This is a genomic window from Variovorax sp. SG517, assembly GCF_013376045.1.
In the GTDB taxonomy this organism is placed as follows: domain Bacteria; phylum Pseudomonadota; class Gammaproteobacteria; order Burkholderiales; family Burkholderiaceae_C; genus Variovorax.
On the sequence record NZ_JABMJG010000013.1, the window covers coordinates 45578 to 67300 of the forward strand.

At 69.9% G+C, this 21723-nt stretch carries 23 protein-coding genes; 4 read left to right on the forward strand and 19 right to left on the reverse strand.

Annotation, left to right across the window (positions count from 1 at the left end):
- Window positions 1–95: 95 nt before the first annotated feature.
- From FHT32_RS30945 to FHT32_RS30965, 5 genes are all read right to left on the reverse strand, one after another.
- The gene (locus tag FHT32_RS30945; RefSeq protein WP_176668382.1) at window positions 96–875 is read right to left on the reverse strand and encodes a triacylglycerol lipase; all 780 of its coding nucleotides are present in this window, start codon (window positions 873–875) and stop codon (window positions 96–98) included.
- Window positions 876–961: 86 nt separating this feature from the next.
- Window positions 962–1597: a TetR/AcrR family transcriptional regulator gene (locus FHT32_RS30950; protein WP_176668383.1), complete on the reverse strand. Its 636-nt coding sequence runs from the start codon at window positions 1595–1597 to the stop codon at window positions 962–964.
- Between the two features lie 26 nt (window positions 1598–1623).
- Window positions 1624–2064, reverse strand: coding sequence for a phasin family protein (locus FHT32_RS30955; protein WP_256099228.1), 441 nt, complete (start codon window positions 2062–2064; stop codon window positions 1624–1626).
- Window positions 2065–2149: 85 nt separating this feature from the next.
- A complete protein-coding gene (locus FHT32_RS30960; RefSeq protein WP_176668385.1) occupies window positions 2150–2707 on the reverse strand; it encodes a hypothetical protein in 558 nt (185 codons plus the stop codon).
- A gap of 165 nt (window positions 2708–2872) precedes the next feature.
- Window positions 2873–4582, reverse strand: coding sequence for a wax ester/triacylglycerol synthase family O-acyltransferase (locus FHT32_RS30965; protein ID WP_176668386.1), 1710 nt, complete (start codon window positions 4580–4582; stop codon window positions 2873–2875).
- 225 nt (window positions 4583–4807) lie between these two features.
- On the opposite strand from FHT32_RS30965, the gene FHT32_RS30970 reads away from it, so the two are divergent.
- Complete coding sequence (locus FHT32_RS30970; RefSeq protein WP_176668387.1) at window positions 4808–6865, forward strand: prolyl oligopeptidase family protein; 2058 nt, start codon at window positions 4808–4810, stop codon at window positions 6863–6865.
- Window position 6866: 1 nt separating this feature from the next.
- The gene (gene rocF, locus FHT32_RS30975) at window positions 6867–7787 is read left to right on the forward strand and encodes an arginase (protein WP_176668388.1); all 921 of its coding nucleotides are present in this window, start codon (window positions 6867–6869) and stop codon (window positions 7785–7787) included.
- Between the two features lie 6 nt (window positions 7788–7793).
- Here the strand turns inward: rocF and FHT32_RS30980 are convergent, their stop codons facing one another.
- From FHT32_RS30980 to FHT32_RS31045, 14 genes are all read right to left on the reverse strand, one after another.
- A complete protein-coding gene (locus tag FHT32_RS30980) occupies window positions 7794–8357 on the reverse strand; it encodes a DUF805 domain-containing protein (protein WP_176668389.1) in 564 nt (187 codons plus the stop codon).
- 54 nt (window positions 8358–8411) lie between these two features.
- Window positions 8412–9776 (reverse strand): DUF58 domain-containing protein, encoded by a 1365-nt coding sequence (locus FHT32_RS30985; RefSeq protein ID WP_176668390.1) that lies wholly within the window; start codon window positions 9774–9776, stop codon window positions 8412–8414.
- Window positions 9777–9787: 11 nt separating this feature from the next.
- Window positions 9788–10783, reverse strand: a complete 996-nt coding sequence (locus FHT32_RS30990; protein WP_176668391.1) for a MoxR family ATPase — start codon at window positions 10781–10783, stop codon at window positions 9788–9790.
- Between the two features lie 14 nt (window positions 10784–10797).
- Complete coding sequence (locus tag FHT32_RS30995; protein WP_176668392.1) at window positions 10798–12084, reverse strand: DUF4350 domain-containing protein; 1287 nt, start codon at window positions 12082–12084, stop codon at window positions 10798–10800.
- A complete protein-coding gene (locus tag FHT32_RS31000) occupies window positions 12081–12848 on the reverse strand; it encodes a DUF4129 domain-containing protein (protein WP_371132296.1) in 768 nt (255 codons plus the stop codon). Before FHT32_RS31000 ends, FHT32_RS30995 begins: the two co-directional genes overlap by 4 nt.
- 103 nt (window positions 12849–12951) lie before the next feature.
- On the reverse strand, window positions 12952–13683 hold the full coding sequence (locus FHT32_RS31005) for a hypothetical protein (RefSeq protein ID WP_176668393.1): 732 nt from the start codon (window positions 13681–13683) through the stop codon (window positions 12952–12954).
- Entirely contained in the window at window positions 13673–14662 is a 990-nt protein-coding gene (locus tag FHT32_RS31010) for a stage II sporulation protein M (RefSeq protein WP_176668394.1), read from the reverse strand. The genes FHT32_RS31005 and FHT32_RS31010 overlap by 11 nt, the downstream gene beginning before the upstream one ends.
- Window positions 14659–15399 (reverse strand): RDD family protein, encoded by a 741-nt coding sequence (locus tag FHT32_RS31015; protein WP_176668395.1) that lies wholly within the window; start codon window positions 15397–15399, stop codon window positions 14659–14661. The genes FHT32_RS31010 and FHT32_RS31015 overlap by 4 nt, the downstream gene beginning before the upstream one ends.
- A 16-nt stretch (window positions 15400–15415) precedes the next feature.
- Window positions 15416–15934: an RDD family protein gene (locus FHT32_RS31020; RefSeq protein WP_176668396.1), complete on the reverse strand. Its 519-nt coding sequence runs from the start codon at window positions 15932–15934 to the stop codon at window positions 15416–15418.
- Between the two features lie 72 nt (window positions 15935–16006).
- Complete coding sequence (locus tag FHT32_RS31025; protein ID WP_176668397.1) at window positions 16007–17026, reverse strand: aromatic acid exporter family protein; 1020 nt, start codon at window positions 17024–17026, stop codon at window positions 16007–16009.
- Window positions 17023–17493 carry a MarR family winged helix-turn-helix transcriptional regulator gene (locus tag FHT32_RS31030; protein WP_176668398.1) on the reverse strand — a complete coding sequence of 157 codons (471 nt, stop codon included), beginning with the start codon at window positions 17491–17493 and terminating at the stop codon, window positions 17023–17025. Before FHT32_RS31030 ends, FHT32_RS31025 begins: the two co-directional genes overlap by 4 nt.
- Window positions 17494–17530: 37 nt before the next feature.
- A complete protein-coding gene (locus tag FHT32_RS31035; protein WP_371132297.1) occupies window positions 17531–18205 on the reverse strand; it encodes a DUF2242 domain-containing protein in 675 nt (224 codons plus the stop codon).
- Window positions 18206–18378: 173 nt separating this feature from the next.
- Window positions 18379–19041: a nucleoside/nucleotide kinase family protein gene (locus tag FHT32_RS31040; protein ID WP_176668400.1), complete on the reverse strand. Its 663-nt coding sequence runs from the start codon at window positions 19039–19041 to the stop codon at window positions 18379–18381.
- Window positions 19042–19077: 36 nt separating this feature from the next.
- Window positions 19078–20352 carry a Glu/Leu/Phe/Val dehydrogenase gene (locus tag FHT32_RS31045; RefSeq protein WP_176668401.1) on the reverse strand — a complete coding sequence of 425 codons (1275 nt, stop codon included), beginning with the start codon at window positions 20350–20352 and terminating at the stop codon, window positions 19078–19080.
- Between the two features lie 285 nt (window positions 20353–20637).
- Here FHT32_RS31045 and FHT32_RS31050 point away from each other — a divergent pair, with 285 nt between their 5' ends.
- Together FHT32_RS31050 and FHT32_RS31055 are read left to right on the forward strand one after the other, a co-directional pair.
- Complete coding sequence (locus FHT32_RS31050) at window positions 20638–21063, forward strand: hypothetical protein (RefSeq protein ID WP_176668402.1); 426 nt, start codon at window positions 20638–20640, stop codon at window positions 21061–21063.
- A 139-nt stretch (window positions 21064–21202) separates the two neighbouring features.
- Window positions 21203–21670 (forward strand): Lrp/AsnC ligand binding domain-containing protein, encoded by a 468-nt coding sequence (locus FHT32_RS31055; RefSeq protein WP_019657564.1) that lies wholly within the window; start codon window positions 21203–21205, stop codon window positions 21668–21670.
- Window positions 21671–21723 lie beyond the last annotated feature (53 nt).

Sequence of the window (21723 nt, forward strand, 5' to 3'; positions counted from 1 at the left end):
TATCCGGCCAGCCGAAGGCCCGGAAATCACCGCCCGGTGCGCCAGAAAGCGAAAAGCCGGCAACCGCCGGCTTTTTCGATTCGAGCCCTCGCAGCTCAGGCTCCCCTGTCCGGATCCGGATAGACCAGCGGCCCCAGCACCCCGCGATTGAACGGCTTCCACTCGCCCTCCGGCTGCGCCAGCCGGTCCGCCACCGCATAGAGCACCGCCGGGTGCGCGCCCAGGCCCAGGTGGCTGGCGACGACCTCGATGTTCTCCGACTGCGGGCCGGTCTTTTCGATGCTGCAGCGCCACGCGACGACGCCGTCGGTGCGGCTGAAGATCGAGGTGGTGGGCACGGGCGGCGTGGGCTGCACGAACTTCATGCGGCGCGGGTCGTGCGAACTCTGGCCGCTCACGCCTTCGTACACGCGCCATGCGTTGGTGGCGCGCGGGCTGCCCGAGAAGGGGCTGCCCAGTGTGATGACGTTGCGGATCATGTGCGAGTACGAAGAAGCCAACATCCGCGCGTACACGCCGCCCAGGCTCCAGCCGATGACGCTGACCTTCTGGCCGCTGTCGTCGTGCAGCATCTTCAGCAGTTCGACCATGCCCTGCTCCACGCCCTCGCGCGGGCCGAAGTTGCGGCCCTGGCCCCAGCCGTGGGCGTCGTAGCCGCGGCTGCAGAGGTATCGGCGCAGCAGCAGCGTGGAGCCGTCGCCCGCCACCAGGCCCGGCAGCACCAGCACCGGGTGCCCGTCGCCGCGCGGCGTGAGCTGCAGCAGGGGCCACATGGCGATGCCGGCGCCGGTTTCCCAGAGCGCGCGGGCTTCGGCCAGCAGCAGCAGGCGCGAGGGCGGCGTGATGTGTTCCTTGGCGTAGGTGGTGGTGGTCATGATGGTTGGCTCCTTTGTGGTTTTTATCTGCTTCAGGACGAACATGAGGCCCGCGGACCCAATGCCCTGTGGGACGACAGCGGCATTTATCCGAGGTATTTGGCCCTCAGGTAATCGAGGTAAGCCCTCGATTCGCCGGAAACATACGGGGAAACCAGCGTGAGCGTGTAGAAAGCCGCAAGGCCCGGGTCGGCCTGCGCCAGCGCCTCGCGCCCCGGCACCAGCCGCTCGAACGAGAGCCAGCAGGTGGTGGTGAAGACCATCTGCAGCGCCAGGATGCGGGCCTGCTCCGCGCTGGTCTCGATCACGCCCGAGGCCACGAGGCCTTCGCACAGCGTCTGCGCGGCCAGCAGGTTCTGCGCGGTGAGGGCCTGCGCGCGCTGGCCCAGCGCCGGGTATTCGCTGGCCAGGAAGGCCATGTCGCGGTAGATGAAGCGGTATTCGTCGATGGCCTCGAAGCGCAGGTGCAGCGCCAGCCAGAGGTCGTCGATGGCCGCGATGGAGGCCGACGAGCCGTTCAAAGCCTCCAGCCGCTGCTCGAAGCGCCTGAACAGCCATTCGACGATGAGCTGCTTGGCCTTGAAGTGGTAGTGCAGGTTGCCCGGGCTGATGCCCAGCTCCGCGGCGATCTTGTGGGTCGACACGGCCGCGAGGCCTTGCGCGTTGAACAGCGCGAGGCTGGCCTGCAGGATGCGGTCGCGCGTGGTGTTGGAGCTGGCCACAAGCGGCTTGCTGCTTTGCCTGCCGTTCAGCGCTTGCCGCGCCCGCGGGTTGTGCCTGCGCCTGCGCCGGCACCGGTGCCGGCTTCGAGCTGCGCCACGCGTTCGCGCAGCTGCGCCATTTCGTCGCGCAGGGCCTGCACCTCGGCGGCGTCGGGCATGCCCAGGCGCTGCATGGCGGTGGCGACGCGCTGGTCGAACACGTCCTCGAACTTGCGGATGCCGAAGCTGTCGAGGCCCAGGCTCGGCACCTTGCCCTGGCCGATGCCGAGCAGGCCTTCGATCACGTTGGCCTGGCGCTTGGCGACGTCGTTGCGCACGTTGTCCAGCGCCTTGAGGCCGGCGCGCAGCAGGACTTCGGCCTTGCCGGGCTCGGCGGGCTTCTTGCTCGCCGCGGGCGCCGCCTTACGGGGTGCCGTCTTCCTGGCGGCTGCCGGAGCCTTCTTCGCAGGCGCTGCCCTCTTCTTCAACTTTGCAGTTTCGTCAGGACGGGTCGCCATGCAGTGCTCCAGATGCCGGAAAAAGGGAAAAGGGCGCCAGAAGGCGCCCCGGGGGTCAGGCCGCCTTGCGAGCGGCGGCGCGGCGAACCGGCTTCTTCGCGGCGGCGGCCTTGGCCTTCACCGTGCGAACCGGCTTGGCGGCTTCTTCGGTGCCGTTCACGCGGGCTTCGATCTGCTTGGTGCCGGCGGCGATGCGGTCGGCGATCTGCACCGAGACGGTGGCCAGCGGCTGGTTCAGCGCGCCGAGGGCGTTGATCACCGAGGTGGCGACCGGCGATTCGACGCGGGCCACGCGGCCGGCGACGGCTTCGATGCCGCTGGTGGTGCCTGCGGCGACGCGGTCCATCACCGAGACGATGCGGCCGGTGTCGATATCCACGCGGTTGGCCAGGAAGCCGTTGATCTTCTCCTGCGCGCCGATCAGGTTGGCCTTGACCTGCTCGCTCACCAGCGGAAGCTGGCGGCTGCCGAGGAAGTCGCTGTAGCGCGAAGCGGCGCCGCCCAGCAGGCGGTGCACGCCGGCGCGGTAGGCGCCGACCAGGGTCTTGCCCGCGTCGTTGTATTGGCCGACGACGTGAACGGCTGCGGAAGCGATGGAGGTTTGCGTGGACATGATGAAGATTTCCTTGAAGTTGATGGGCTTCGCGAAGGAAACGAGAGATGAATCAGTCGCGATGGGCCTATCTTCTTCCGCGGGGCCTAGGCCTGGAAAACTAGAACGGTCGGAAAACTAGTCCAACTGCCCCAATTTTCTTTCCGGGCCTGCCCCTTGTGCCGGTCAGGCCGCCGCGGCCCTGGGCGCGGCGCCCGAGGAGCGCTTGGCCGGTGCGGCCTTGCGGGCCGGCGCCTTGGGCGCGGCCTTCTTGGCGGGGGCCTTGACCGGTGCCTTGGCGGCCACCTTCGCAGCCGCTTTCACGAGTGCCTTCTTCGCCGCGACCTTGACCGGGGCCTTCTTGCGCGCTGCCGGCTTCTTCTTTGCGGCGGCAACGGGCCTGGCTTCGGTCTCGTCGTCCGAGGGCTCCGCCACCGTCTTCGGCGGCACCGGAGCGGGCGCGGCGCCGGCCGCGGCCGGGTGCTTCTGCGTCAGCTCCATCAGCAGCTTGTGCTCGGCCAGCATGTAGTCGCCGATCTCGGTGATGTCGGGCACGGCGCGGCGGCAGGCGATAAGGCCGTAGTCCATGCGGCCGTTGTAGCTCTGCACCGTCACGTTGAGGGCCGTGCCGTGGCTGGCGATCGACACCGGGTAGTAGCAGGTGACCAGCGCACCCGCGAAGTACATCGGGAACGGCGCGCCCGCCACGTTGGAGATGGCCACGTTGGCCGCCGGCGGCAGCAGGTTGACGATGCCCGAGCGACCCACCATCGACGCGATGCCCGACACCAGCCAGGGCGCGGCGAAGGTCGGGAAGTCGTCGAGGACCACTGCCTTGAAGCGGTTCATGGTCGACTTGGAGCTGGTCGAGGAGGCGTTGATGGCCTTCAGCCGCTGTATCGGGTCGGTGATGTCGCTGGCCAGGCTCACGAGGATCATGCTGGCCTGGTTGTTCGCCGTGTCGTCGCCCGCCTCGCGCAGGCTCACCGGCACGCCGGCCACCAGCGGCTTGGCAGGCAGCTCGTTGTTGTCGGCCAGGTAGTGGCGCAGCGCGCCCGACACGGTGGCCAGCACCACGTCGTTGAGCGACACGCCGAAGTGCTTGGCGATGTACTTGGTCTCGGCCAGCGAGATGGTGCGGCCCGCGAAGGTGCGCTGGTTGGTGATCGACACGTTGAGCGAGGTGCGCGGCGCGAAGAGGTTGAACTTCTTCGGCGCGGCGGCGGTGTCCTTCTCGGCCGCCTTCTCGTCGGGCTTGGCGAGGCCGCTGATGGCGCGCGCGATGGCCGGCGCCATCTTGAAGAGCTTCACGTACTGCTGCGCGGTGTTGCGCAGCGCGGCGGTCGCGAGTTCGGCCATGCCCAGCTGGTAGTTGCTGGCGCGCGGGCGGCTGCGCGGCGGCTTCACCACGCGGCCGGTGGGCTCGAGGTCGAAGATGGCCTTGCCCACTTCCACGCCGGCCTGCCCGTCGATGCCCGCATGGTGCACCTTGGTGTAGAGCGCCACCTGGCCGCTCTTGAGGCCGTCGATGATGTAGAACTCCCACATCGGGCGGCTGCGGTCGATGAGAGACGAATGCAGCCTCGCCACGTACTGCTGCAACTGCCGGTTGGTTCCGGGCTTGGGCAGCGTGATGTGGCGCACGTGGTAGTCGAGGTCGATGTCGTTGTCTTCCACCCAGACCGGGTTGGTCATGTCGAAGGGCATCAGCGCGAGCTTGCGCGTGAACACGTCGGCCAGGTGGATGCGGCTGGCCATGAACTTCTTGGCGTCCTCGTAGAACTCGCCCTTGTAGCCCTTGGGCAGGTCCAGCACGTTCAGCGAGCCCACGTGCATGGGCATTTCCGGCGTTTCCAGGTGCAGGAAGGTGGCATCAAGACCGCTCAGGTGTTTCATGTGTGGTGTCTCCTTGGTGGGGCATGAGCCGTCTGGCAGGATACCGTGGGCATTGCGTTCCAGGGTCTTCGCTTCTTCAGTGTTTCCACCGAGGGCAGGCACCGGCGCGACAGGGGTTTGCCCCAGTAATCCGAAAGTGCGGCATCCGCAAAGGCCTCTGGACAACCGCTCGCATGGCGCCATGTCTTTCATGGGGCCTCCGCAAGGCCTCCGTACACTGGGGCCATGACATCCAGCCTCCCCCCGCAACAGGACGACGACTACCTCTGGCTAGAGGACATCGACGGAGAGAAACAACTGGCCTGGGCGCGCGCCGAGAACGCCGTCACCGTGCAGGCGTACGCGCAGTCGCCCGCGTTCGAGGCGCTCCAGCAGGGCATCCTCGAGGTGCTCGACTCCGACGAGCGCATTCCGATGGTCTACAAGATCGGCCCGCGCTTCTTCTACAACTTCTGGCGCGACAAGTCGCATCCGAAGGGTGTCTGGCGCCGCACCACGCTCGACGAGTACCGCAAGCCCCGGCCCGAATGGGAGATGGTGCTCGACCTCGACGCGCTGGCCGCGGCCGAGGGCGAGAACTGGGTCTGGCACGGCGCCGACTGCCTGGAGCCCGAATACAGGCGCTGCCTGATCTCGCTGTCGCGCGGCGGCGCCGACGCAGACGTGGTGCGCGAGTTCGACCTGGAGACGAAGCAGTTCGTGCCCGGCGGCTTCTCGCTGCCCGAGGCGAAGAACCACGTGGGCTGGAAGGACATCGACCACCTCTACGTAGCCACCGACTTCGGCCCCGGCTCCATGACCAGCTCCAGCTACCCGCGCATCGTGAAAGAGTGGCGGCGCGGCACGCCGCTGGAGAGCGCGGTGACGGTCTACGAGGGCCTGCACGAGGACATGTCCGTGAGCGCCTGGCGCGACAACACGCCCGGCTTCGAGCGCGACTTCGTCTCGCGCCAGATGGACTTCTACGAGAGCGAGACTTGGCAGCGCGGCGCCGACGGCAAGCTCGTGAAGATCGACGTGCCCGACGATTGCGACACCGACATCACGCGCGAATGGCTGCTCGTCGAACCGCGCGAGGACTGGACCGTGGGCGGCACTACGTACAGGGCGGGCTCGCTGCTGGCCGCGAAGTTCGACGACTACATGGCCGGCAGCCGCGCGCTCACGGTGCTGTTCGAGCCCGACGACACCACGGCGCTCGACGACTACTCGTGGACGCGCAACCACCTGATCGTCAACGTGATGCACGACGTGGTGAACCGCCTGGAGGTGCTCACGCCCCCGGCCGACGGCAAGGGCCCGTGGAAGCGCGAGGGCCTGGGCGGCGCGCCCGAACTCTCGACCATCGCGGCGGGCGGCATCGACGAGGACGAGAACGACGACTACTTCCTCACCGTGAGCGGCTTCCTGCAGCCCACCACGCTCTACATCGGCACCATCGGGCAGGGTGAGCCCCAGGCGCTCAAGCACAGTCCCGCCTTCTTCGACGCCTCGCGCCACCGCGTGAGCCAGCACTTCGCCACCTCGAAGGACGGCACGCGCGTGCCCTACTTCGAGATCGCGCCGAAGGACCTGAAGGCCGACGGCACCAACCCCACGCTGCAGTACGCCTACGGCGGCTTCGAGGTGCCCTTGCAGCCCGCCTACAGCGGCAGCATCGGCCGCGCCTGGCTGGACCAGGGCGGCGTGTACGTCGTCGCCAACATCCGCGGCGGCGGCGAGTACGGCCCGCGCTGGCACCAGGCCGCGTTGCAGGAGAACCGGCTTCGCACCTGCGAGGACTTCGCGGCCGTCTCCGAAGACCTGATCGCGCGCAAGGTCACCTCGCCCGCGCACCTGGGCGCCATGGGCGGCAGCAACGGCGGCCTGCTGATGGGCAACATGCTCACGCTGTACCCGCACCTGTACGGCGCCATCGTGAGCGAGGTGGCGCTGCTGGACATGCTCCGCTATACGCACCTGTCGGCCGGCGCCTCGTGGATCGCGGAGTACGGCGACCCCGACCAGCCCGAGGAGTGGGAGTTCATCCGCACCTTCTCGCCCTACGAGAACGCGAAGCCGGGGCTGGCCTGTCCGCCTGTGCTCTTCACCACCTCCACCCGCGACGACCGCGTGGGCCCGGTGCATGCGCGCAAGATGCACGCGAGGATGAAGGCGCTGGGCTACGACAGCAGCTTCTACGAGAACCTGGAAGGCGGCCACAGCGCGGCCACGGACAACAAGGAGTCCGCCTTCATGGACGCGCTGGGCTACGCGTACCTGTGGCAACACCTGAGGAGTTGAGATGAGCAACGCGAACGTCACCCTCGAACTGATCGGCGCGCCCACCGACGTCGGCGCCAGCGTGCGCGGCGCCGGCATGGGGCCCGACGCGCTGCGCGTGGCGGGCCTGCCGGAGGCGCTCGCGCGGCAGGGCTATGCGGTCGTCGACCGGGGCAACCTCGCGGGGCCGGCCACGCCGTGGGCTCCGCCGGCCAACGGGCTGCGGCATCTGGACGAGGTGATCGCGTGGAACCGCGCCGTCTACGCGGCCATCGACGCCACGCTGGGCGCCGGCCACGTGCCGCTGATGATGGGCGGCGACCACTGCCTGGCCATCGGCTCGATCAGCGCGGTGGCGTGGCATGCGCGCAAGCGGGGCAAGAAGCTGCGCGTGCTGTGGCTGGATGCGCACTCCGACGTCAACACCGAGACCACCAGCCCCAGCGGCAACCTGCACGGCATGCCGGTGTCGTGCCTGCTGGGCCACGGGCCGGCGGTGCTCACGGGCTGGAGCGGCGAGCGCGCGGCGCTGCAGCACGACGCGATCCGCTTCATCGGCATCCGCAGCGTGGACGGCGACGAGAAGGAAGCCATCCGCACGCTGGGCCTGAACGTGTTCGACATGCGCCACATCGACGAGCACGGCATGCGCACCACCATGACCGAGGCGCTGCAGGACGTCGATGAAGACACGCACCTGCACGTGAGCTTCGACCTCGACTGCCTCGACCCCGCCGATGCGCCCGGCGTGGGCACCGGCGTGCGCGGCGGGCCCACCTACCGCGAGATGCAGCTGTGCATGGAAATGATCGCCGACACCGGCCGGCTCGGTTCGCTCGACGTGGTGGAGCTGAACCCGGCCCTCGACGTGCGCAACCAGACGGCCGAGGTGGCCGTCGAGCTCATCGAGAGCCTGTTCGGCAAGTCGACGCTGGTGAGGTAGAAAAGCTCAGGGCCGCTCGACCTGCGCGGCCTTGGCGCGCGTCAGGTAGCCCTGGTAGGCCGGGATGGCAACGGCCGCCAGGATGCCCAGCCCGAAGATCACGGGCATCAGCCACGCGCCGATCAGCACGCCGATGCCGTTGGGCGGCGGCGGCGCGCCGAAGCGGTTGCGGCCCTTGGTGCCCGGCTTGAAGATCCAGATCAGCGCAACGAACGGAATCAGCGCCAGGAACAGCATCCAGCCAGACCAGTCCATGTCGTGCGAACGCTGGATGCCGGTCAGCACGTAGAAGACCAGGTAGGGAATGGCGAGCAGGAAGGTCAGCCCTCCGATCGCGCCTTCCGACCGAGCGAGTCCGGTGACGCCGAGGATCACGCCCAGCAAGACGGCCGCGACGATGAAGATGAGGTAAGAAAAAAGCGTGTATGCCAGGAAGCGGGCGCGTCCGATGCGTCCCTTGGCGGACCACAGCTTCACCGGCTGCACGGCGTCGGTTCCGCCTTCGTAGACGTCGGCCACCGTGGAGCGGGGCGCCGCGTACGGATTGGGATTGGTGAAATCGGTCGTCATGTTTTCTCTCTCCTCTGCTTTGATTTGTGAAGCACCCATTGTGGGCAAAGACCTTTACAAAAGGCCAGCCCTTTTGACTGCGTGGTAGCGATTCACCAGCGCCACGGCGAGGTCGGCAGGCTCCACGTCGACCGACAGCGGGTCGTTGCCGACCACGCGCGCGAAGGCGTCGCGGCGCGACTGCTCGAAGAGGTGCGCCCCCGCCACGTCGACCGCGTCGCGCGCATGCACCAGCGGCTGGCTGGCGATGTGGCCCAGCACGCGCTCGCGCAGGCTCGCCACCAGCACCAGGTGCTTGCGGCGCAGCAGCTTGATGGCGGGGCGCAGCTCGGCGGCGTCCTCGTCGCGGAAGTTGGTCAGCACGATGACCAGCGCGCGCCGCTTCTGCACCCGCAGCAGTTCCTGCGCGGCCAGCAGGTAGTCGGAATGGGTGGCGCCGGGCTGGATGTCGTGCAGCCGGTTCATCAGCGCATTGAGCGTGGCGCTGCCCTTGCGCGGGGCGAAGTCGCGGCGCTCTTCGGGCGGACAGCCGAAGGTCATGGCGCCGACTTCGTCGCCCTCCTTCAGCGCGACGTAGCTCAGCAGCATCAGCGCGTTGAGCGCCTCGTCGAAGTGGCTGCTGGCCTTCAGCGCCAGCGCGCCTTCGTCGGCGCGCATGCGGCGGCCGCAGTCGAGCAGGAACAGCACGCACTGGTCGCGGTCGTCCTGGAACTCGCGCACGATGGGCCTGCGCTGGCGCTGCGTGGCCTTCCAGTCGATGTGGCGCAGCGAGTCGCCGGTCTTGTAGTCGGCCAGCTGCCGGAAGTCGGTGCCCAGCCCGCGCTGCGCATAGGTCTTGATGCCGATCTGCGCGAGCCGCCGGTCCCCCGAGAGCCATGCATAGCGCGCGAGCGCCGCGAAGTTGGGATACACGCGCAGCCGGCGCGGCTCGCCGAGCGTCTGCCGCATCTCGAAGCAGCCGAGACGGGTGCGCCAGCGCAGCTGCGTGGCGCCGAACTGCGCGACGCCGCGCTGCGTGGCGGTGGCCGTGTAGCGCAGCGCGACGCGCGAGAGCGCCGGCACCGTGTGCTCCTGCGGCAGGCCCTCGAAGGCGAAGTGCATGTCGAGCTCGTCGAACACCGACACCCGCCAGGCCTGGGGGCCTTCATTGACCAGCGTGAGCGTCAGCACGGTGGGCACGCCGAGCGAGAACGCGCCCGGCAGGTTGCGTTCGATGCGCAGCGGCGCCGCGCGCCATGCGCGCAGGCTGCTCCACAGGTCGAAGCCGGCGAGCACGAAACCCAGCGCCAGCAGCACGCCCGCCGCGACGGCGACGTAGTCCAGCGGCGCGCCCAGCAGCAGCGCCACCGCGGCGGCCGCGCTCAGGCCGGCCAGCGCCAGCACGGGCGCGCGCGCGGGAATCGGAATGGCAGCTCGCATCCGCGCGGTGCCTAGAGCCGCGGGGCTTCCACGCTGTCGCGCGCGGCGCGCAGCAGGGTGTCGACGCCCATGCCTTCGAGCTGCGCATCGGGCGAGATCATCACGCGATGCCGCAGCGCGGGCAGCGCCTGGCGCGCCACGTCGTCGGGCGTGATGAAGTCGCGCCCGGCCATCAGCGCGGCGGCGCGGGCGGCACGCACCAGCGCCATGGTGCCGCGCGGCCCTGCGCCCGACGACAGCCCCGGCCAGTCGCGCGTGGCGCGCGCGATGCGCACCGCGTAGTCGATCACGCGCTCGTCGGCCTGCACCAGGCAGGCCAGGCGCTGCAATTCGAGCACCTGCGCCTCGTCGAGGCAGGGGCGCACCGCCTCCAGCGGGAACTGGTTGCCCGCACGCTGCCGCGTGGTGAGCTGAACGATGGCGTTCTCTTCGCTATGGCTCGGAAAGCCGATGTCGATCTTCAGCAGGAAGCGGTCGAGCTGCGCCTCGGGCAGCGGATAGGTGCCCTCGGTGTCGATCGGGTTCTGCGTGGCCATCACCATGAAGGGCCGCGGCAGCGCCATGGCCTTGCCTTCGAGCGTGACCTGGTACTCCTGCATGACTTCGAGCAGCGCGCTCTGGGTCTTGGCCGGCGCGCGGTTGATCTCGTCGGCCAGCAGCAGGTTGGTGAACACCGGGCCCTGGTGCACGCGCAGGGTGCCGAGGCTGCCGTCGCCGCGCGAGGCGATGTCGAGCACCGCATGGCCGGTGACGTCCGAGGGCATCAGGTCGGGCGTGAACTGCACGCGCGAGTAGCGCAGCGTCATGGCCTGCGCCAGCGCGCGTGCGAGCAGGGTCTTGCCGAGCCCCGGCACGCCTTCGATCAGAACGTGGCCCGAGGCCACCAGCGCCACCAGCGTCTGGTCGACCGCCTCGAGCTGGCCGACCACGGCCTGGCCGACCTCGGCGCGCAGCGTCTGCAGCCACTGGGCCGCGCGCGTCAGTTCTTCGGGTTGGATGGCTTGCATGGGCGTCTCTCGGTTCAGGATGAAGAGGAAGAAGAAGGTGATGAAGAGGAGGAAGGCCGGGGCGTGAACGGCCCGTTGGCGTCGAGCCGCCTGCGCGCGGTTTCGAGCACCTCCAGGTCCACCGCCATGCCGCCGGCATGCCGGGCTCGCGCGCCGTCCATCGCGCGCGCGAGCATGGCCGCGTCCAGGCCAGTCGCCTGGGCGATGGCGGCCGCGCGCGCCGCGGCATCGCGATGGGCATGGCCGCGCAGCTGGCGGCGGGCGGATTCGTCGAGCGCGCGCAGCTGCGCCGCGTGCAGTGCCTGTGCGCCGTGCATGTGCAGGAAGCCGGCGGTGCCGCGCACCTGCTCTGCCATGGAGCGCCGGTGCGTGCCGGCGGAAGGCGCCAGTGGCCCGAAGCGCACGGCCGCGCGCCACAGCGCGAATGCCAGCGCCAGCATGCCGACGACCAGCGCCACCCAGCCCCGGTTCCAGATCCAGAGCATGAAGGGCTCGCGTGTCTCCTCGACGACGAACCACACCTCCGCCCCGCTGCGCGCCTGCACGGCCGCGGCGGCGAACAACGCGTTGTCGGCGCGCAGCAGGTTCTCGTTGTGCCACAGGCCCCAGGGCATCACGGTGACGGTGCCCCGGCCGACCCGCACGCGGATCGCCTCCGTGGTGCCGCGCGCGCCGAGCACGGCCCACAGCGGCGGCGGCTGCCTGTCTGCAGCGCGGTAGTGCGACGACGTCCACCATGCGCAGATGCGGAAGCTGCGTCCGCCGGCATAGCTCGCGGGCACGGTGCCGGGCTCCGTGACGGCGTGGCAGTCCGAGTCCTTGGGCGGCGGCTCGAAGCGGCGCGAGGCGGGTTTTTTCTTCTTCGGATCGGGAGCGACCTTCTTCTCGTCCGACGCCGGCTGCTTCTCGCGGACCAGCGGAAGCCAGTCTTCCAGCTGCTCGCCGCTGACCAGGTAGTTGGGGATCACCAGGTGCCCGCCCTGCTCCACCCATTCGCGCAGGCGCCGGCCGCGCTCGGGGAACATGTCCCAGTAGCTGGAGGCGAGCACCAGCCGCGCCTGCGCGGGCGGCATGGCGTCGAGGCTCTCGCGCCTGACCACCTTCATGCCGAGTTCGCGCAGCATGGCCTGCGCGCCGTAGAACCGGTTCTTCCTGGCTTCGCCGCTCGCGGGCGTGGGCACCTCGGTGTCCGCCCATTCGGTGGCGGAGACCAGCCAGAAGCCGACCAGCGCCACCACCAGCACCGCGAGGATGCGGACCACCCAGGCGCTGTTGTTGTTGCTGCTGCTGGTGCTGCTCATGCGGCCGCGCCCTTCAGTCCGTCGGCAGGCGCGCTGGCAGCGGCAGCCGTGTCGGGCAGGTGCAGGTCGAACTCGCCGCAGATCGCCAGCACCTGCGCCGTGCCGGGCAGCCGGCCGCCGTACGCGGCCAGTTGCCAGGCATCAACCAGCCGCACGAAGAAGGCCTGCGCCTCGGGCGCGAGCCGCGTCGCGGCGAGCGCCACGCACTCGCCCTCCGTGCTCGCGGCACGCACCGGCACACCGTGCGCATGTGCCAGGCGCGACAACGCCCCGCGATACAGCAGCGACAGCGCCGGGCGCTGCTGCCCGCGCTGCCAGAGCCCGGCCGCGGCATTGCCGACGTCGTCCGGCAGGCTCTCGGGCCGGATGTCGAGGCTGCCGACATGGCTGGGCAGCAGCGCCTTGCCCGGCCGCGCACCGCCGGCGCGCACCCGCACCCAGCGATGCAGCCGGACCACCAGCCATGCCACCGCCAGCGCCGCCAGCCCCCAGATCAGCCACCGCGCCCCCTCGGCCACCGCCCGCACGAAATCGCGCAGCCAGTCGAGGCCGCCCGTCTTCTTCTCGGGCTCCTCTTCCTCTTCGTCGCGGTCCTTGAAGCGCAGCTGCTTCTCGGTCTTGGTGCCGGGCATGTTCGGGTCGGCACGCACCTTGTCGATCGCAGCCTGCACCTGCTCGCGCGTCGATGCAGCACCATCCGCAGCCATGGCCGCCGAAGGCGCCATCCCCCCCACGCACAACAACACGAGCAGAGCAACGATCACGCCCCTTCCAGGGATACCGCGGAACCGGCTTTGCCGGGCCGCCGGTATCGCCCCCTGCAAGGGGGTTGGCGAAGCGACACGAAGTGCGCGAAGCCTGGGGGTGCTACCTGAACCCACGACGGAACTCCTGCTCGATGTCCCAGGCCTCGAGTTCCACCCGGCGGTTGAGGTACATCGCGAAACCCGCCGCCACGTAGAACGGCTCCAGCACGCCGACGACGAGCGCATATGCGCCGGCAGTCAGGAGGCTCTGCAGCAGCGTGTCCGACTGCGTGAGCCAGCCGAACAGGTCGCGCGTGCCGCCCTCGGGCGCGAACCAGAACAGCAGCGACAGCAGGCAGATGTCGAGCGCCATCTCGGCATTCGCGAAGACCAGCTGCATCCCCGTGGCCGCGCCGCGGCGTCCGCGCAGCAGCTGCGCGCGCCGCTTGCGCCGGGCGCTGCCGCGTTGTCCTTCGAGCTGCTCGATGGCCTGGGTGAACGAACGCCAGGGCGAGAAGCGCCGCCACAGCAGCGTGCGCAGCAGCTGCCCGCCCCACACGGTGCGGCGGTTGGCCCACAGGTCGGACCAGCGCGTCTCCTGTCCGAACACGGCGCGCGAATGCACGAAGAGCAGGCTGCGGTCGAGCCAGGGCTTGAGCCAGAAGATCAGCAGGCTGGGCAGCCAGCCGGCGATCTCCACCGTGCTGAGGGCCAGCAGCAGCATCACGACATGCACCGGCAGGAAGGTGCGCCACACCGAGCGCGCATGGCTGCGCACCAGCTGCGCGCCCAGGTCGGCAGCCTCGGCCATGGGCCGCGGCCGCAGCGCGATGGCGAGGCCGTCAACCTGCATCGTCGTCTCCCCGCTTCGCACTGGCGCGCGGCCGGCCCTGCCAGCCCAGGTAGGCCAGCACCAGCACCCAGCAGGCGCCGCCCACGCCGTACTTCACCGCCGGCGCGATCCAGCGCGCCGAGGACCAGAAGGCCTCGACCGCCGCGGCGGCCAGCAGCAGCCCGATGACGCCGTAGACGATCACCACCGCATGGCGCGCCGCCAGCCGCAGCGCCTCGAGCCGCGTGTGCCGCCCCGGCGCCACCCACGAATAGCCGAGCCGCAGGCCCGCCGCGCCGGCCAGCACGATGGCGGTGAGCTCGAAGGCCGAGTGCGTGACCACGAAGGAGAGGAAGTTCCGGGCATGCCCCGCCCCGATCAGGTAGCCGCCCACGGCACCGATCTGCACCCCGTTGAACACCACCACCGCCGCGCTGCCCACGCCGGCGAAGATGCCCGCCGCGAAGCAGCGGAAGCCGATGCCGATGTTGTGCATGATGTAGAAGCCGAACATCTGCCAGTCGTCGCCCGCGCTGCGCGTGCGGCCCAACGACTCGGCGCTGTCGCTGTACATCGAGTCGAACTCCTGCACCGAGTTGGCGTCCAGCAGGTGCAGGATGAAGCCCGGGTCGCGCCAGGCCGCCCAGCCCGCCATCAGCAGCGGCAGCACGAACATCAGCGCGGAGACCAGCAGGTAGGCGCGATGCGCCCGCACCGCCTCGGGAAAATCGACCAGCGCCAGCCGCGCGAAGCGCGCGAGGCCGTAGTCATGCCGGCGGTAGATCAGCCGGTGCGCGCTCTGCGTGAGGCCCTCGAGCCGCTGCGTGAGGTGGATCGGATAGGCGCGCGCCTGCGCCAGCGCGAGGTGCTCGCACACGCGGCGGTACAGCGTGGCGAGCCGGGCGCCGTCGAACTTGCGCTTGGTCTCGGCCGTGCGGATGACGGCTTCGAGCTCGGCCCACAGGGGCGCGTAGGCAGCCTCGAAATCGAGCGGTGTCATCGCGCCGCCCTTCCCTGCGCATCGGCATTGGCGCCGGCACCTGCACCGGCGCGCCGGCCCAGCACCCACTGCGCCACGCCGAGCAGGCGCTGCGACGCGGAGGCGCCGGTGGTGTCGGGGCCCAGCACCGGCTCGGCGACGCGGGCGAGTTCGTCGAAGCGCTCCGGCGTGAGGCGCGTGGCGCGCCCGGCCCACGAGACGATGGCCATCTGCTCGCGCGCCGACAGCGGCCGCGCGGGCGCCTGAGGTTCGGCCGGCGGCAGGCTGCCGTGCAGGCTCACCTGGTCGCTGAACACCACCAGCGTGCCGGCGGCCAGGTCGCCCAGGCGCTTGCTGTCGTGGCGCCACAGCATCGACACGATGCCCGCCCCATAGAAGGAAGGCACGAAGTCGGCCGCGCGCAGCAGGTTGCGCGTGAGCGCGGCGGCGGGCGTGACCGGCAGGCCCGAGTCCATCACCACGCGCAGGCCCATCACCCGCTTGCCGGGCGTGGCCGCCGCTCGCGTGAGCTCGAAGATCACCGGGTAGAACCACTCCAGGCAGAAGTAGGCGATCAGCAGAATGCCGAAGCCCATCTTGCCGAGCATGCCGACGGTGATGGAGATCGCGACGAAGATGCCGAGCCGGATCGCGAAGTCGATCAGGTAGGCCAGCCCGCGCGCGACCAGCCCGGCCGGGCGCAGCGAGAGCGCGATGCCTTCGGGGGTCTCGGCGGTGTAGAGCGTGTCGAGGCGCACTGCGGTCGCGCCCGGCTCAGGCTTGCAGCACGACGGTGTCGGCGATCTGGTCGTGCAGGCAGCGGCGCGACGCGCGGAAGATGAAGAGGCAGTCGATCAGCACGTAGATGGGCCCGAGCAGCGGCCAGATGCTGGTGAAGAACAACGGGCCGTCGCGCAGCGCGAGGATGCGGCCGATCTGCGCGCGCGAACCGTCGGGCCGCGCGATGCGGATCTTGAACAGCGCCTTGCCGATGGTCTGGCCGCGGGTGGCCAGCAGGTAGCCGTGCAGCACGAGGTAGAGGACGACGCCGGAAGCCGCGCTGGAGATGCGCGGCTCCCACATGCCGAGGCCGTCGTCTTCCCAGAGATTGATGGGCGTGAATGTCGCAAGGAGCCAGATCGCCGCGATGGAAATGCCCGCGTCGAGCATCGCAGAGAGGAAGCGCGTGCCGCGCGATGCGAGCTCACCCGGCTGCGCGCCGCCAGGCGGCACCACGTCTTCCACATGGGATTGCGGAGGCGCGTAGCGCGCGTCCTGCGACTTGTCTTCCATGCCCGTCCCTCTCCGAAACGAATGAATTTTCGGAAGATTCTAGGACGTTCGATGTCGGCGGCGGCCGGAGGACTACGCCGGCGGACGGGCGGCGATGACCGCCTGCAAGCGCCGCAGGTCGTCGAGCAGCAGGTTCAGCGGCGCGGCCAGCAGCGCGTTCGATGCCTCGTGTCGCGACGAAGCCTGCGCGGCGCAGCGGGCCAGTTCGCCCAGGTCGTGAGGGGCGGACTGGCCCGCGAGCGCGTCGGCCATGCCGGCGATGGCCGCACCCGCCGCGCCTGCCGCTTGCGACACCTCGGCCTGCGCCCCAGGTGCCAGCCGCAACACGCGGTCGAGCACCGTGGCGTCCTGGAAGATGCGCGCCGCCAGCCTGGCCTTGTCGCGATAGCTGCCGCCGGTGCCGCCGCGGCGCCACCACCGGGCCTCCAGGTCGGCGCTGCCGGCCAGCGCGGCCAGCGCGGCCAGGCGGCCCAGCGACGCGCGCGTGCCTGCCTGGATGCGCTCGATCTCCGCCGCATCGCTCGTCCGCCGCGACGCCGACATCCGTCTGCCGATGCCGCGCAGCAGCGCCGCGCAGCCCTCGTCGAAGCGCATGCCCGCGTGGTACTCCGACATCACCGTCGAAACCACCAGCGCCACGCCCACGCCGATGCCGATCTGCGCCAGGCGAAGCAGCGCCACCTGCAGCGCCGAATGGCCCGGAATGCCGCCCGCCGACAGGATGATCAGCGCCGCCACCGGCGCGCTGCGCATGCCCGGCACGGACACGCTGGCGAAGGACAGCAGCATGACCAGGCCGAGCGTGGTCGCGAGCACCGGCGCGCCATGGTGATGCAGATAGACGCCGGCAAGCCCGACGAGCGCGCCGGCGGCGGTGCCGCGCACGCGGTCCCACCCTGCGTCGAGCGTGGAACCGGCGCTCGGGCGCATGACGATCAGCACGCTCATCACGGCCCAGAAGCTCTCGGGCAGATGCAATGCCGTCGCCACGCCCCAAGCGATGGCGACGGCGGCCACAAGCTGCGCGCCGGAGCGCCAGCGGCCATGCCGCCAGGGAGCGGCGAGGCGCTGCAGTGCGCTCGTGCCCATCATGACCCCGTAGTCTTCGCGTTGCCGCCGAGCGCGGCCGAGATGCCGTCGATCAAGGCGCAGGCCTGCTGCAGCAGGGCGCGCTGGTCGGCATCGAGCGTGGCACCGATCGCCTCGGCCAGCGCCGCCTCGCGCGTGCGCATGATCGCCTTCAGCCGGCGCGTGCCCTCCGCGGTGAGCGAGAGCAGCCACTGGCGCCCGTCGCCCGGATGCGGCGCGCGGCCGATCCAGCCCTCGGCTTCCAGTTCGGCGAGCAGCCGCGTCAGCGACTGGAGCTTGACGCGCTCCAGCCCCGCCAGCGTCGTGGGCGTGCAAGGCCCATGCTGATGGAGCTGGCCCAGCACGCTGAGCTTGGCCACGCTGGGGCTGTCCGCCGCGGCACTGCCGTTTCGCAACTGGCGGGCGAGCAGCGACACCGAGCTGCGAAGGCGAGAGGCGCATTGCGCCGGATCCGGGATGGTGGAAGCCATGCCCGGATTGTAAGACATGTCTTGGTATCTGGGAGCTTCAGCCCCGGTTGGGAGACGAAGTCACGGGATAGGTGACGGCCGGTGCCGGATCGGGGGCAGGCGCCGGTGCGGGCAACGGCGCGGGCGACGGCCCGGTCGCCGAGGCCGGCGAGGCGACCGGCGTCTGCTCGGGCTTCGCCGCGGCCTCGTCCTGCGCTTCAGGGCCCGGGCCTTCGAGGAAGCGATCGAGCAGCGCGAAGAAGCGGTCGTAGAAGCGCTCGTCGGTGAGCGTCTCGCTGGCCACCTTCACCATCGCGTCGTCGCTGCTGGTGAACGGCAGCGAGAGCGAGCCGATCGCGCCCACGCCCAGGCTCGCCGAGTTGTTCACCTTCTTGAGCCCGTAGCGGTCCTGCAGCGCGGTGGCGAAGGCCACGGTGCTCCTGCCCGCCTTGCCGCTGCGGGTGCTTTCGCGCGCGCAGACCACGCGGAACTCCACCTCCACATGCACCTCGGCGGCCGGCTGGAAGCTCTTGCGCCCCGTCACGAGGTCGGAGTTGGCGGCCGTGATCATGTAGCCCTGGCTCAGCAGCGCACGGCGCGCGGCCTCGCAGGTCTCGGCCTCGGTGGCCTCGTAGTCGCGGGTGTGGGTGTTGGTGGAACTGAAGGCCTCGGGCTCGTAGCTGGCCTGGCGGGAGGCGCTGCCGCAGCCGGCGAGCAGGACAGCGGCGGACAACAGGCCCGCGGCGAGAACCGATGTACGGACCGGCGTACGGCCCGGAACAGGGATGGCAAACAGGGAATTGGAGTGCATGGACGGCATGAAGCGGCGAATGCTAACCGGCGGCCTTGCCGGCAAGCCTTCGAGCGCGCCCGTGCAGCGGCGTTCCCGCCGCGATGCCGAAATTTTCAGGACCAGGGCAGCACGTGGTGCGCGCGCACCCGTGTCGCCGCGATCAGCCGCGCGTTCGGCGCGTCGGTGCTCTCCACCCACGCGCGCGCCTCCTCGGCGCTGCGGCCGAACTGCTGGTGGCGGCGCACCAGCCGCTCCTCGCGCACCGCGTCGTCGATGTCCACGTACCAGACCTCGTCGAGCATCGCCGCCGCGCCGGCCCACGGGCCGGCGTCGTGCAGCAGGTAGTTGCCCTCGGTGATGACGAGCTGCGTCGTCGGCAGCACCGCGATCGCGCCGGCGATCGGCTCCTCGATCTCGCGGCGGAACTCGGGCGCGTAGACGATGCCGCCGTCGGGCCGCTGCTCGCGCAGCCGCTGCAGCAGCGCGACGTAGCCGGCGCTGTCGAAGGTGTCGGGAGCGCCCTTGCGTCCGGCGCGGCCGAGCCGTTGCAGCTCGACGTTGGCAAGGTGGAAGCCGTCCATCGGAACCACCTGGGCACGCTCCGCCCCCACCGCCTGCAGCAGCGCCGCCGCGAGCGTCGACTTGCCCGCGCCGGGCGCACCGACGAGCCCCAGCAGCCGGCGCTGCCCGCTGGCCATCAGGGCCTGCAGGCGCGCGGCGCTTTCGGGGGGGAGTGGAGGAAGCGGAGGAGAGGTCTGCGCGGGGGTGGTGGTCATCCCCCGAGCGTAGCCTCCCCGGCCGTCAAAAAAAGATCAGGGATACAGACCGCGTTCCTGGCGAGCCATCAGGATGCGCTCGCATGCCACCGCGTACGTCGCCGTGCGCAGGGTGATCTTGTGCTTGTCGGCCGTGTCCCAGATCTGGTTGAGCGCGTTCATCATGATGCGGTCGAGGCGCACGTTGATCTCGTCCTCGTCCCAGAAGAAGGACGAGAAGTCCTGCACCCATTCGAAGTAGCTCACGGTCACGCCGCCGGCGTTGCAGATCACGTCGGGCACCACCAGCACGCCGCGCTCGGCGAGGATGTCGTCGGCCTGCGGCACGGTGGGGCCGTTGGCGCCTTCGAGCACCAGCTTGGCGGTGGTCTTCTGCGCGCGCTCGGCGGTGAGCTGGCCTTCGAGGGCGGCCGGAATGAGGATGTCGCAGGGCGTGTTCCAGAAGTCCTCGTTCGGCACGATGTCGCCGCCGGCCTTGAAGCCGACCACGCCGTCGGTGCGCGAGATGGGCACGAGCTTGGCGAGGTCGAGGCCGTTGCTGTTGACGATGGTGCCGGTGTGGTCCTGCACGGCGACGATCTTGGCGCCGGCTTCGGCGAAGAGTTCTGCCGCGACGGAGCCCACGTTGCCGAAGCCCTGCACCGCGATGCGCGCACCGCGCAGGTCCATGCCCAGTCGGCGAGCCGCCTCGCGGCCGGTGACGAACACGCCGCGGCCGGTGGCCTTCACGCGGCCCAGCGAGCCGCCCAGGTGCAGGGGCTTGCCGGTGACGACGCCGGTGGCGGTGCCGCCGACGTTCATCGAGTAGGTGTCCATCATCCACGCCATGATCTGCGCGTTGGTGTTGACGTCGGGCGCGGGGATGTCGGTGTGCGGGCCGATGATGATGCCGATCTCGCTGGTGTAGCGACGGGTGACCTTCTCGAGCTCCTGCGGCGAGAGCTTCTTCGGGTCGACACGGATGCCGCCCTTGGCGCCGCCGTACGGCAGGTTCACGGCGGCCGTCTTGATGGTCATCCAGGCCGACAGGGCCATCACTTCTTCGAGCGTGACGTCGGGGTGGAAGCGGATGCCGCCCTTGCCCGGGCCGCGGCTCATGTTGTGCTGCACGCGGTAGCCCTCGAAGTGGGCGATGCTGCCGTCGTCCATTTCGATGGGCACGTCGACGATGAGCGCGCGCTTGGGGCGCTTGAGGGTTTCGACCCAGCGGGCCAGCGGGCCGAGGTACGGCACGACGCGATCGACCTGCGAGAGATAGGTGCCCCACGGGCTGTTGGCTGTAGGACTGACGAAGGAGAGTTTTTCGCTCATATGCGTTCCCTTGTTGGTTTGTGAGGGTGGCCGCAACGATAGACCTCCGCCGCGCGTTGCGCCATGGCTTATGCGCGCCGCGGAGGCGGTTATGCAAGAGAGGTTGGTAGGCCTGCGATGCCGGCATCGCGCCGATGCAATCGAGCGATCGATAGAGGCGTGAATCGCCAGATGACAGAAACGTCATCGACGGGTCATCGACCCCGCGGATCCGCTTCTTAGAGTTGGCCTCACCAACCAGGACGAACTTAGCAACCAACGTCACACATCAAGGAGTAGCAACGAATGAGCAAGCAAGCATCCGCCACCCGCCTGATCGGCACCGCCGCCCTCGCTGCCCTGCTGGGCACGGTCGCCGCGCCGAGCTTCGCCGGCAACTACGCCGAGGGCGATCCGCGCCCCGCGCCGCTGGCCTCTTCGACGACGCGCGCCGCGGTGACCGCCGACGCGGTGCAGTGGCTGAAGACCGCCCCCACGCAGGGCTACACCAGCGGCTACCGGCAGGAGCCCGCCGTGGTCTCGGCCAACAGCCGTGCCGCCGTGGAGGCCGACACGCGCCTGTGGATCCAGTCGGGCCTGGCCGCCCGGCAGGCCGGCGAAGCCGGCGCCGATTCGATGAAGCCCGGCTACCGCGAAGCGGCCGCCGAGTACGCGAGGCTGCGCGCGAGCCCGGCCTACGGCGCGCTGGTCGACCAGACGCAGCTTCGCTGACGGCAAACGGGACGCACGGCGGCCCCCTTGGCCATCCGAGGGTAGGCCGCCGGCAGTTCCTTGGTTCTATCTCCTACGACCGGACGTCATAGGCCGCATCTTTTGCCACGATTCGATGCCCGAGCCGGATAATCCTCCGATGCTCGACCTGGACCGCATCGATCTGCGCCTTCTGAAGATCCTTCAGGAAGACGGCCGCATCACCAACCTCAAGCTGGCCGAGGCGGTGGCGCTTTCGCCGACGGCGGTGCTGGCGCGGGTGCAGCGGCTCACGCGCGACGGCTTCATCCAGGGCTACGAGGCGCGGCTCGATCCGCACAAACTGGGCCGCGGCTTCACCGTCTTCGTCGAGGTGCTGCTCGACCGCACCACGCCCAACGTGTTCGACCAGTTCAAGGCCGCCGTGCAGGTGCGCGACGAGATCATGGAATGCCACATGGTCGCCGGCGGCTTCGACTACCTGCTCAAGACCCGCATGGCCGACATGGCCGCCTACCGCGAGTTCGCCGGCACCGTGCTGTGGCAGCTGCCCGGCGTGCGCGAGACGCGGACCTATGCGGTGATGGAAGAAGTGAAGAACAGTGCGCGCCTGCCGCTGGGGGTGTGAAGATCATTGACGCCAGGAATACCGCGGAACCGGCTTTGCCGGGCCGCAGGTAT